At 59.8% G+C, this 11,546-nt stretch carries 13 protein-coding genes and 2 pseudogenes; 11 read left to right on the plus strand and 4 right to left on the minus strand.

The genetic code is table 11. From position 1 onward, the window contains the following. Positions 1 to 388 precede the first annotated feature (388 nt). A complete protein-coding gene (locus tag E5X88_RS32755; RefSeq protein WP_292168340.1) occupies positions 389 to 1,789 on the minus strand; it encodes a phospholipase D family protein in 1,401 nt (466 codons plus the stop codon). A gap of 392 nt (positions 1,790 to 2,181) precedes the next feature. Between E5X88_RS32755 and E5X88_RS32760 the strand changes: the two are divergent. From E5X88_RS32760 to E5X88_RS32775, 4 genes and pseudogenes are all read left to right on the plus strand, one after another. Further along, positions 2,182 to 2,361 (plus strand): annotated as a pseudogene (locus E5X88_RS32760) (IS110 family transposase); the annotation flags it as partial. 826 nt (positions 2,362 to 3,187) lie between these two features. Next, entirely contained in the window at positions 3,188 to 3,397 is a 210-nt protein-coding gene (locus E5X88_RS32765; RefSeq protein ID WP_145721264.1) for a hypothetical protein, read from the plus strand. A gap of 2 nt (positions 3,398 to 3,399) precedes the next feature. Continuing rightward, on the plus strand, positions 3,400 to 3,861 hold the full coding sequence (locus E5X88_RS32770) for a hypothetical protein (protein WP_292168341.1): 462 nt from the start codon (positions 3,400 to 3,402) through the stop codon (positions 3,859 to 3,861). A gap of 12 nt (positions 3,862 to 3,873) precedes the next feature. Beyond that, complete coding sequence (locus tag E5X88_RS32775) at positions 3,874 to 4,221, plus strand: hypothetical protein (protein WP_292168342.1); 348 nt, start codon at positions 3,874 to 3,876, stop codon at positions 4,219 to 4,221. 43 nt (positions 4,222 to 4,264) lie between these two features. On the opposite strand, the gene E5X88_RS32780 is transcribed toward E5X88_RS32775, so the two are convergent. Both E5X88_RS32780 and E5X88_RS32785 read right to left on the minus strand, forming a co-directional pair. After that, positions 4,265 to 4,555 (minus strand): hypothetical protein, encoded by a 291-nt coding sequence (locus tag E5X88_RS32780; protein ID WP_292168343.1) that lies wholly within the window; start codon positions 4,553 to 4,555, stop codon positions 4,265 to 4,267. Between the two features lie 33 nt (positions 4,556 to 4,588). Continuing rightward, complete coding sequence (locus tag E5X88_RS32785; protein WP_292168344.1) at positions 4,589 to 5,056, minus strand: MucR family transcriptional regulator; 468 nt, start codon at positions 5,054 to 5,056, stop codon at positions 4,589 to 4,591. 216 nt (positions 5,057 to 5,272) lie between these two features. On the opposite strand from E5X88_RS32785, the gene E5X88_RS32790 reads away from it, so the two are divergent. Beyond that, entirely contained in the window at positions 5,273 to 5,512 is a 240-nt protein-coding gene (locus E5X88_RS32790; RefSeq protein WP_292168345.1) for a DUF2934 domain-containing protein, read from the plus strand. Positions 5,513 to 5,546: 34 nt separating this feature from the next. Here the strand turns inward: E5X88_RS32790 and E5X88_RS32795 are convergent, their stop codons facing one another. Beyond that, a complete protein-coding gene (locus tag E5X88_RS32795; protein WP_292168346.1) occupies positions 5,547 to 5,702 on the minus strand; it encodes a hypothetical protein in 156 nt (51 codons plus the stop codon). 129 nt (positions 5,703 to 5,831) lie between these two features. On the opposite strand from E5X88_RS32795, the gene E5X88_RS32800 reads away from it, so the two are divergent. From E5X88_RS32800 to E5X88_RS32825, 6 genes and pseudogenes are all read left to right on the plus strand, one after another. Next, positions 5,832 to 6,383: a cytochrome c oxidase subunit 3 gene (locus tag E5X88_RS32800; protein ID WP_292168347.1), complete on the plus strand. Its 552-nt coding sequence runs from the start codon at positions 5,832 to 5,834 to the stop codon at positions 6,381 to 6,383. Between the two features lie 5 nt (positions 6,384 to 6,388). Further along, positions 6,389 to 6,667, plus strand: coding sequence for a hypothetical protein (locus E5X88_RS32805; protein WP_292168348.1), 279 nt, complete (start codon positions 6,389 to 6,391; stop codon positions 6,665 to 6,667). 163 nt (positions 6,668 to 6,830) lie between these two features. Then, complete coding sequence (locus tag E5X88_RS32810) at positions 6,831 to 7,283, plus strand: cytochrome c (RefSeq protein ID WP_292168350.1); 453 nt, start codon at positions 6,831 to 6,833, stop codon at positions 7,281 to 7,283. A gap of 20 nt (positions 7,284 to 7,303) precedes the next feature. Then, positions 7,304 to 8,653: a cbb3-type cytochrome c oxidase subunit I gene (locus tag E5X88_RS32815; protein WP_292168351.1), complete on the plus strand. Its 1,350-nt coding sequence runs from the start codon at positions 7,304 to 7,306 to the stop codon at positions 8,651 to 8,653. 72 nt (positions 8,654 to 8,725) lie between these two features. Then, on the plus strand, positions 8,726 to 9,538 hold the full coding sequence (locus E5X88_RS32820; protein WP_292168352.1) for a CbbQ/NirQ/NorQ/GpvN family protein: 813 nt from the start codon (positions 8,726 to 8,728) through the stop codon (positions 9,536 to 9,538). A gap of 8 nt (positions 9,539 to 9,546) precedes the next feature. After that, positions 9,547 to 11,446, plus strand: a pseudogene (locus tag E5X88_RS32825) (nitric oxide reductase activation protein NorD). Positions 11,447 to 11,546 lie beyond the last annotated feature (100 nt).

An 11,546-nucleotide genomic window follows, 5' to 3' on the forward strand; every position in this document is an offset into this window, starting at 1 on the left:
ATTGAGGGCGAAGAATATCAATGAAAATCAGTCAATTGTATGAGTTCTCAACCTAGCGATGGCCGGACAACCTCTTGAACGCGCCGCGTGTTTTGCTCGACGGGAAAGCTTGCCTGTTCGCAGGCCCGGTTGCGGTGCCGATCGAGTCGCAGGCGATGCTGAAGAACACCGCCAAAGGACGTCGACCGCGGGCCTGGCTTGCAGATGTCCTCAGCCCGCATTGGCCACATGCCGTTCACGCAGCTCGATGACTTACTTCCGTGGAATGGCTTTAGCTGCAGCGATCGTCAAGAGCTTCGGCGGTCGCGCTGATTTCGATGGAACGCTGCATCGGAAGACGCGCCCGCGACGCCAAGCAAGAACCTTTGCTACCATGTAAGTCAGCCTACTAAAGCTGAGACTCAATCGGAAGGTGGCGGACCAAGGCCGCCAAAACCCGGCGAAATATTCCAGCCTCGGGTTCGTATGTGTATTCCTGGAGCTTGCCTTTGTCGTATCCATGCCAGTGCAGCACATTGTCTCTTAGTTCCAGCCGATAACTGGTTTCTGGTGATATCTCTGTTTGAAAAAATCGGCGAAGTTCACCGACTAATTCGTTATCCTCAAAGAGCACGCCCATTTCCGAGTTCAAAGACACTGACCGTGGATCAAAATTGAAGGAACCGACAAAACCCGTCCTATCGTCGACCGTGAAGGATTTGGTATGCAGACTGGCACCCTTGGAGCCAAACACCGAGATTGCCTGTCGGCGAGTGAAGGGCTGGAGCTCGAAAAGTCTCACGCCATTCCGCAGCAATCGCTTGCGATAGTTTGCATAAGCCCCATGGACTGCGGCGACGTCTGTAGCGGCCAAGGAATTGGTCAAAACCGAAACGTCAACCCCGTGGCTGACGAGGTCTAACAGGACCGCGGTGCCCCTTTTGCCGGGGATGAAATAGGGGGAGACAATTTCCAGACGGTTCCGCGCCGATCGGATGACGGGAAGCAACTCCTTCATAAGCCAGCTGCGACGTCTCCAACCTCTCACCTTCTCTGGAGGATCGGAAATCACCCGAACTCGATCCACCCAATGCACGTCGTTGCTGGCCGCGATGTACTCTGCGATGGACCCTCGGTCACCGATCCCATTCAAAAGCATAGACTCGGTTTCGAGGTCGCTTCCTGAAAACAAATCGGAACGCTCGTTCTCCGCGGCTGGACTCAGGACATTGATTGATTTTGCGTCCTCGCAAGCCCAGAATGCCTCAAATATTTCGGCGGTTTGCTGCACGGCAGGACCGAGGAGCAGCACGTCAAGGTCGCGGAAATTGGTTTCTGCTGCGTCGAAATAGGCATCGCCAACGTTGCGCCCGCCTACGATAGCGACGTTGTCGTCGGCGATCCAAGCCTTGTTGTGCATCCTGCGTGTCAACGCAAAAAGTCGCAATATAATTTCCACACCGCGCATGACGCTGCGTTGCCTGACGCCGCTCGGATTAAACAACTTCAACTCGATGTTTGGATGGCTGCTCAACGCCAGATATGCGGCATCGTTCATGCGCGGATTGGCGTCATCAAGGAGCATACGCACCCGCACACCGCGCTCAGAGGCCCGGAAGATTTCCTGTAGCAGCAAGCGGCCAGTGTGATCATCGTGCCAAAGGTAGTACATGAGATCTAGACTGCGAACGGAACTCCTTGCCGCGATAACGCGCACGGCGAAGGCGTCATAATTGTCCGGGATGAGCAGCAAGCCGCTCTTGCCTGCCTTAATCTTGTCGTGCGCAATTCGCGAAATGGAGACTTCCATAAAGTGACTACCTTCGGCGATCGAAGCCGCCCGGGTCTAAAATCATATCAAGAACCCTTCAGAGGTAATCTGGTTGCATATGCAGCTGTCGAATCCCTTGTCTATTGGCGCAGCCACGTTACGGTGCCATGGACACATGCGGCGGCGAGTTCCTATGCCGCTGGATTTCAACGCCGGAGGTGGGCACTCAACGATCCGGTGCCGGCAGTTGCTGCCGAGCCGCCTTCTCAAACGCAATGAAGGCGACATCCGGCGTACAGATTCCTTCCCGTGCCGCGGCGAGAAGGCGAGCAGCCTTACTGTAGGTGACCTGATGTGGTGGACGGCCCCGCTCCCGGCATCGCAATGTGCCAAGGTGTGGCTGTCGAAAGTCACATGAGGGAGAACCGTCCATGAAGAAGGTTAGCACAGTTGGTCTGGATGTCGCCAAGCACGTCTTTCAGGTGCACGGCGTGGACGCGGAGGACGCGGCGGTTGTGCGCCGGAAGTTGCGCCGTGACGATGTCGTTGCATTCCTTGCGACTTTGCCGTCATACCTGATCGGAATTGAAGCTTGCGCAACGAGCCATCACTAGGCCCGCGTTCTCATGAGGCTGGGTCATAAGGCCCGGCTGATGCCAGCCTCCCGGTGGATTTCCGACCATGGCAGATATCTGGTGTAGCGTCATGCCATTGCCTCCGCTTCGCAGGATCTCAGGAACGCTCAGCGGCCCGAGATCGAGAATTCTCGTGTACTCTCCCGTGCGGCGCCAGGCGGCGCGGACCAGACCGTTTCCCGGTCACGCTTCGGGTCGAACGTGATCCCGCATCGATCCTGGCAGGCGAGGGGCCACGGCTATGCATCCATCAGTGCGAGGTCGGCTTCTCGGTCGCCTTCTCAAGCACGTCGATGGCATTGAGTACAGCTTTCCGCTTCGCTCAATTGGCTCGTCAGGGTAGAAGCAGGAGTGAGCAAGCCTCGTATAGGCGACAGTCACATCTCCAACGAGATCCCGGGCATTTTCGAGCTCGTCAGCAACCCGGTACACCAAAATTAGAAGTTTGTTGCTTGCGTCGCTGTGGACATCTTTGGCTTCGACGATAGCACGAAGCTTTGCCAAAGCCGTATCCCGATCCGCAAGCTGCGCCTCGGGGTCGATCAACAACTCTAATTCAACCGCTACGGGCTTCTTGTCAGCCGGCCGAGTTGGCTTCGAACACGGCGTCCGACGGTGTGCGGTCTTCAGCAAAGCCATCGATATCCCAACCCTCAAGTTCAAATGCAGCCCCAAGCAGGTCCATGACTGCCTCCTGCGGCTATCTCGCCTCAAGTGAACAAAATGAGAACAAATTTATCAAGACCGTCTTGACTGGCGAGGAATATGTTCCTTATTCAGATGCATCTGAGCAGGAAGGGCTATGGGAAAGCGCCGCAACGCGCCAGCCGGCGAAGCTATGTCTGAATTGGAACTGGTTGCCCAGCAGGCCATAGCTGCGGCAGGTGGCGATGCCGTGATTGCCCTGCTGAACGTGCTCGTCAGGAATGCCGAACTCGAGCGCGAGCTTGCATTGTCGCGGGCAGCAGTCTCGAACGGCTTTTCTCGCGGCTGGCACAAGGCGCGGCCTTAACCATGGCAAATACGGCGGAAGAAAATTTCCGGATTGAGGTTTGGGACCGAGAGGGGAAGGCGCTTGTCGAGACGATTTGTCGGTCGCCGGACTCATTTATCAGCCAAGCGGCATGGCAGGCTGCCATCCGGCGTCGACCGGGCATGCTCCTGATCCACTACAACAGCCGGCATGTGATGGAGAAGATCATCACACCTGGCGAGCTGACAGTGCCGCCGCAGACCATAGTGGAGGGCAGCATACATGCCGGGTTGGACGTATCGCTGGGCGATCTGCGCGAATGGCACACGTTACGCGCCTGGTGCAGAAATTGCTCGCATCATGCCGAGGTAAAGTCGGCCGCACTCATCCGCAGGTATGGCAAAGGCGCGCTGTTCAGCACGGTCGAGAGGGCGCTGCTCTGTACGAGTTGCGACAGGGGCGGGCCGGTTCGGCTGGAGATACACAAGCTGCCGAGGAATTGAAAGGATGGAAAGATGCAGAACCTGATCGATTTTCTACAAACCAACTCGGCCCTGGTGCTGGCTAACCCAATAGCCTTTTCCACCTTCGCGGTCCTTTTTGGAGGCGGCGGCTTCCTGGTCGGGCGCTACTTTTTGACGGAGCGCATCGCCAATCTAGAAAGCCGCATCGCCAGGCGGGATGACGAGATCGTCGACCTCAAAGCGCGACAGACTGCCAAGAAGCTAGAACTGCCAATGGTTCCTATCGCCCGTACCATGGCCGTCGACGGATACGACCGGCCGGCGCCTTTCAGTGGGAGGTTGCCTGAAAGGCGCCGGCCGGACGGGCCATCAGGTCCGCCGCGCCTTAGCGATAGCTGAGTCGCAGCTTCGCCGTGCATTGCGTGATCGCGGAAGGTTGCATTTACGCGCTCCCGTCCGTTTCACTCTCCTCATCGATTTCGCGCACGGGCAGATAGGCGTTCGTTTCCAGCCATTCCCGCAGCACGATCTGGATGAGGTCCGCCCGGCCGATTTTCGTTTCGGCAGCAATGGAGTTGAGAGCGTCCTCGGTTGCTGGCTCCAGCGGCACGCCGGAGACGTTCCTGAGCATCAATGCGGCGCGGCGCAGAATGATCTGCAGATCCGCCCGTGACATGTCTCCGATGCGATCGGCCGCGCTTTCAAGCTCTTTGGCAATCGATTGACGTGTCATCGCATTGGTCCGCTTGCCTGAGGCAGGGGCTTCTTAGGCCTTCACCCGCTTGGCTGGTTCCTTCTTGGCTGGCGTCTTCTTGGTGGGCATTTTTGCGCCCGCCTTACGACCCAACCCACTAGCTTTTGCTAGCTCCGATCGCTGTGCTGCGTAGCTTGGTGCCACCATAGGATAGTCCCGCGCCAACCCCCACTTGGCTCGATACTCGTCAGGCGTCATGCCAAGCAAGCCCAAGTGCCGCTTCATCGACTTGAACTTGCGCCCGTTTTCTAAGGAGATGATATGTTCGGGAAACACCGATTTTCTCGGGTTGACGGCCGGGGTCTGTGTTGGCTGCTCAACTACAGCTGGCTTGACTAAGCTGACGAGAGCGGAGTTCACCGAAGAAATAAGATCGGGCAGGCCTGCTACGGGTACTGCGTTATTTTGGACAAACGCCGCGACAATATCCGCGGTCAATTCCATCAGTTCCGCATTCTGGCGATTGTTCTCTTCGGTCATTCATCAACTCCTATTGCTATCCTGCTTTCGTATGGGGGAAAGTCGGATCGCGCAAGAAGCAGGCCCACAGAACGAAATACTCGGGATCATCGGCCGGCCGCTGCACAGGTCCCCCGGAAGCCTCCTGGTTCTGTCCCTCTTTTGTCCAAATCGGCGTGTATGGTCGGATCGTTCCGAAGCTCCTTCGTCGGTGAGAACCCACAAGGAGGAACGACCATGTCAGACGACAAACACGAACGCATTCGGCGCCGCGCATATGGGATCTGGGAACGAGAACGTCAGACACACGGTCTGCACGAGCGTCATTGGACTCAGGCGACCTTCGAAATCGAGAACGAAGACGGCTCGCTTGGTGCTCGTCCACCGGCAATCTCTGGTGCCGACGTACGAGGCAGCGGAAGCGCTGGCGATTCGCAGGGCCGGCGACCGGATATGATGGTTATCAATGTTCACTAGCCCCTGAAGCGCGCTGCGTCTGTTCGGCCCGCATCTACCGATCTAGGAAAAGAACGATGGCGATGGCGATCGAGCACAGAATCGCCGACATCGTACCAGTCTTCTGCAGCACTCCCATGCGATAGAGCACAAGGGCGAAGACGATGATGATTGGGGTGGCGAGGGAAAGGCCGAGCTGAGCGTCTGTCATGGCGAACTCCTGATGTCGTCGAAGCTACCGATCCCGAAGTCCCATTTCTTTGTGCAATCACAAAGACGCTCGCTGCGAGCACTGCCTATGACACGGCCGTTCGGGTGGGAGCTAGTGGGAGTAAGCGGCATGGAGGCACGAACACTGTCGGAGTCCGGCGCGGCGCCGGATGCGGACGCTTTTGTGCTTTGGGTGCTCGTGTGGAGTGAGCTCGCGGCATTCGGCATCCTGCTAGTCGCATTCCTGGTCGCCGGCATCGTTCAGCGACAGGCATTCGTGGCGGCCCAAGATCATCTCGACCCACTGCTGGCCGGCATGAACACGCTAGTGCTTTTGACCAGCGGATGGCAGGCAGCGCTTGCCGGGCGCACCGACGCGTCGCGCCATGAGCAACGCAGGTCGCTGGTTATCGCGGCGTTCTTTGGCTTCCTGTTCTGCGCAATCAAGCTTTTCGAGTATCGCGGCGAGATCGGCGCGGCCGGGGAAGCGACTTATGGTGTCTTCTTCGAACTCTATTTCATCATCACCGGTTTTCATCTCCTTCACGTGGTTTTCGGCGCCGTCATACTGCTCCTCGTCGCTTGGCAGCCGAGCCCGACCAATGTCACGCTGATCACCACCCTGTGGCATGTCATCGATCTGATCTGGGTGTCGATGTTCCCGATCGTGTATCTGGTCTGACAACCATGATCGATCGCAGGTCGGCCCAAATGAATCGGATATGGGCGATTCTGCTGCTGCTCGCGCTTGCGGGGGTAGCGCTGGTTCTGCTGGCCGGACGTTCCCCTTTCACGTTGGTGCCGGTCTTCGCCGCGACACTTTTCAAATCCCGGCTGATCGTCCTCGACTTCATGGGTTTCAGAAACGCCTCGTTTGCTTTGCGGCATGGCCTCGTCGCCTGGGCGCTGGCCCTCTCGCTGGCAGCTGTCGGGAAGCTGCTGATCACCGGCATGATCGCGAGCTGATACCGCTCACGTTTTGTTTGTCCAAACGCAAAGAAGGGCTGCCTCAAATGCCTAAACACGGGGAGCAATCCCGAAGCAGTCATGTTCTGCGAGTGCTGGACGGGAAGGGATCGGATCAGGTCCGCCATGTACAGCGTGGCCATCTGGCTAGAAAGGACCGGCGATGGCAGAGCGCCTCACCAAGACGGGAGCCCGAAACGTTTTCTACGGTGGCTCCATCTTCTTTTTCGCGATTTTTGTCGGGCTGACCGCCCACAGCCACTACTACATCAGGACGACGTCCACGGATGAGGCGACGCTCTCGGACGCCGTGGTTCGTGGCAAGCACGTCTGGGAGAAGAACTCCTGCATCAACTGCCATACGCTTCTGGGCGAAGGTGCTTATTTCGCGCCGGAGCTCGGCAATGTGTGGAAGCGCTACGGCGGTGAGGATGACCCCGAAGGCGCCCGGGAGACTTTAAAGGCTTGGATGGCCGCACAACCCAGCGGTGTCGAGGGCCGGCGCCAGATGCCCCAGTTCCATCTCGACGAGCAGGAACTCAACGATCTCGCCGATTTTCTCGAGTGGACAAGCCGCATCAAGACGCAGAATTGGCCACCGAACGAGGCCGGTTGAACGGATATCCGGAGAGAGTCATGACAAGATACAAAACCCAGAGCGTCGCGATGCTCTATTTCTACGGAGCGCTCGCGCTGTTCGTTGCGCAGGTTGGCTTCGGCACCCTCGCTGGCCTCGTCTATGTGCTGCCGAATACGCTGTCGGAGCTGTTGCCCTTCAACATCATTCGCATGATCCACACCAACGCGCTGGTCGTCTGGCTGTTGCTGGGCTTCATGGGCTCCACCTATTACCTGTTGCCCGAGGAAGCCGAAACCGAACTCTACAGCACCAAGCTGGCGGTGATTCAATTCTGGATGTTCTTCGTGGCGGCCGCGATCGCCGTGGTTGGTTATCTTTTCCGGATCCACGAGGGGCGCGAGTTCCTTGAGCAGCCTTTCATCATAAAAGTCGGAATCGTCGTCGTCGTGCTGACGTTCCTATTCAACATCACCATGACCGTGCTGAAGGGCCGCAAGACCACCGTCACCAATATCCTTCTCTTCGGCCTGTGGGGCCTGGCGGTCTTTTTCCTCTTCGCATTCTACAACCCCGCGAACCTCGCGCTCGACAAGATGTATTGGTGGTACGTCATTCACCTATGGGTCGAGGGCGTGTGGGAACTGGTCATGGCGTCGGTGCTTGCGTTCCTAATGATCAAGCTCAACGGCGTCGACCGCGAAGTCGTCGAAAAGTGGCTTTATGTGATCGTTGGCCTGGCGCTCTTCTCTGGCATCCTCGGCACCGGCCACCACTATTACTGGATCGGCGCGCCCGGCTACTGGCAGTGGATCGGCTCGCTATTCTCGACCCTGGAAATCGCGCCGTTCTTCTCGATGGTGATCTTCACCTTCCATATGACGTGGCGAGCCGGCCGCAATCATCCAAACAGGGCGGCGCTGCTGTGGTCGGTCGGCTGCTCGGTGATGGCCTTCTTCGGCGCTGGCGTCTGGGGCTTCCTGCACACGCTCTCCTCGGTGAACTACTACACGCACGGTACGCAACTGACGGCCGCGCACGGGCATCTCGCCTTCTTCGGCGCTTATGTGATGCTAAATCTGGCGATGATGGCCTACGCCATCCCCGAGATCCGTGGCCGCGCGCCCTACAACCAGTGGCTATCCATCGTAAGCTTCTGGCTGATGGTTTCCGCCATGTCGGTGATGACCTTTGCGCTCACCTTCGCCGGCATCGTGCAGATCCACCTGCAGCGCGTGCTCGGCGAGGGTTTCATGGACGTCCAGGACCAGCTCGCCCTGTTCTACTGGGTACGGCTCGGCTCGGGCGCCGTCGTGGTGGTCTCGGTGCTGATGTTTATCTGGGCGGTTTTGGTGCCCGGCAGGGAGCACAAGCACGCTCAGGCCGGTCTGGCTCAGCCTGCCGAATGACAACCGACCGGCCCGCACGGTTGGAGGCCGGTCTTTCCCATCAACGCAACGCCCGATTCCCAGGAGGCCATCATGACCATCGTCTTGCGTGACCAATCGCGTCCCGTGGCAGAGATTCCGGCCTATTCTGCGTCAGGCAACGAGTGCGCATTGTTCGAGAGTGCCTGGAGGCGGCAACTGCCGCTTCTCCTGAAGGGTCCGACGGGGTGCGGTAAGACGCGCTTCGTCAGCCACATGGCGGCGAAGCTCGGACTTCCACTCGCCACCGTCTCCTGTCATGACGACCTCGCAGCGGCCGACCTGACCGGCCGCTACCTCTTGAAGGGCGGTGACACCGCCTGGATGGATGGACCTCTGACGCGTTCCGTGCGCGAAGGCGGTGTCTGCTATCTCGACGAGATCGTCGAAGCACGCAAGGATGTCGCGGTGGTCTTGCATCCGCTGACCGACGACCGGCGTATCCTGCCGCTCGAACGAACGGGCGAACTGCTGCAGGCACCGCCGGATTTCATGCTCGTCGTCTCTTACAATCCCGGCTACCAGAACCTGCTGAAGAGCCTGAAGCCCAGCACACGCCAGCGCTTCGTCGCCATCGAATTTGATTTCCTGCCGAGGGCGCAAGAGATCGCGGTCGTATCGCGTGAAAGCGGTTTGGCGGAAGAGCGCGTGGCGCCCTTGGTGGACCTTGCCACCCGGCTGCGCGCGCTGAAGGGTCACGATCTGGAGGAGGGCGTTTCTACCCGCCTCCTTGTCTACTGCGCCAGCCTGATCGATGTTGGCATGCCGGTCCGCGACGCCGTTCTCTCGGCGATGATCGAACCGCTCACCGACGAGCCTGACGTGAAGAGTGCGCTGCTCGAAGTGAGCCGTGCCGTTATCCCCTGAGGAACGACATGCTCGACTTCCTTGAATTGGAGGAAACCGTCGGCCGCGCCTGGCATCGCCTCGTCGGCGCTACCGGAAGCTGGCCACGTCATCCCGATCACGCCGTCCGGCTGGCCGATGTCCTTCCGGTGCTCGGAGTCTGCTTTCGCGCCTTCGGCGGTCAGAGCGGCGTTCAAATCGCGCCGGCGCGGGGGCGGACCTCAACGCATCGGCTAAACTGGCGCCAACGCATCGGACTGGGCGAGGAACGGCTCGTGCGGGTTGGCCGCGACGACGCAACGCTGATGCTTCCAGCAGAGATCGACCTGTTTCCAGACGGCGGCCTCAACCGCGATCTCTATGTGTGGCTTGTCGCCTATATGGCGGCAATGCTGCTTGAACCGTTCGCGCAGGCCGATCCGCTGCGGCGCGACCTTGCCGCGCTCGCTCGCGCTGAAAGCACAGCGGCGCACGTTCTCGATGCCTTGCCCGGTATGAGGGAAAGATACCGACGCCTTGCCGCCGCGATGATCGTTTGCGCGGCAGCGCCGCCCGCTCCCCTCCGTCGAGCGCTACGTCGAAGACAGGATCGTCAACATGCTGCGGCGGGCTGCGGGGGAGCGAGACGAAGCGCTTCCTGTGATCTTTCCGCACCGCGCACCGCCGCGCTATCTGCCGATGCTCCCGGTGCCACTCTGGCCCGACCCGTTCAGACGGGACGAGACCGCGTTGCGACGCGAGGAAGACGAACCGGCACCGACGGGCGGCAGGCAAGGCATGGAAACCGATCGCCACATCGCGACGCGCGAAAATCCGCAAAGCCGCGACAAGGATCGCAGCCCGTTCATTTTGAACCGCTTCGAGAAGATCCTGGCCATGGCCGAGATGGTCAAGGTCGACCGTCCGTCCGACGACAGCGACGACAACGATCCACGTGCGGCGCAGGAACTGGAAGAACTGACGCTGGGCGAACGCAAGGGGCGGCCTGCGGCGCGCTTCCGTTTCGATCTCGACCTACCGCCGGAGGCCGTGGACCGCACGCCACTGACGGCCGAATGCACCTATCCGGAGTGGGACTATCGTACAGGCGCCTTTCTGCCGAACCATTGCCGCGTGCTGGCCGCGCCGGCCTCGGCGCTTGACGAACGCATTGATCCCGATGCCGCGACCAGGCGGCTGATCCGCCGCATCCGGCGCCAGTTCGAGGTACTGCGTCCGCGCCACGAGTTGCTGAAGGCCCAGATCGATGGCGCCGACCTCGACCTTGACGCCGTTGTGCGCGCCCGCACCGACCTTGCCGCGGGCGGCCAGGGCAGCGATCGTGTCCACCTGACGAGCCGGCCACAGGCTCACGACCTCGCCGTCACCATCCTGGTCGACGTCTCGCTGTCGACGGACGCTTGGTTCGACAACCGTCGCGTGCTCGACGTCGAGAAGGAAGCGCTGCTGGCCCTGGCGCACGGCCTCGCTGCGTGCGGAGACAGCCATTCGATCCTCACATTCACCTCGCGCCGCCGCGACTGGGTCCGCATCGAGACTGTGAAGGCCTTCGACGAGCCGATGAGTGCTGTGGTGGAAGGCCGGATTGCGGCGTTGAAACCCGGCTATTACACCCGCATCGGCGCCGCCATCCGGCATGCGACGGCGGAACTGACTAAGCAGCCAAACCGCAAGAAACTCCTCCTCGTCCTGACGGACGGCAAACCAAACGACGTGGATCACTACGAAGGGCGCTTTGCGCTCGCCGACAGCCGGCATGCGGTGATCGAAGCGCGCCGCAAGGGGCTCAGCGTGTTCGGCGTAACGGTGGACCGCGACGCGAAATCATATGTCCCGGCGATGTTCGGCCAGAACGGCTTTGCCATTGTCGCCAACATCGGCAGGCTGCCCGCGGCGCTTCCGGCGATCTATCGCGGACTGGTCGGTTAGCGCGATCAAGCGGGCAATACGCCGGAACGGTGGTTGCCGGACCGCCCTAAGCCGCCTTGCTGTGGGCGCGGACCGATTGGTCCAGATAGGCATCGAAGGC

It is taken from the genome of Mesorhizobium sp. (genome assembly GCF_004962245.1).
Taxonomy (GTDB): domain Bacteria; phylum Pseudomonadota; class Alphaproteobacteria; order Rhizobiales; family Rhizobiaceae; genus Mesorhizobium.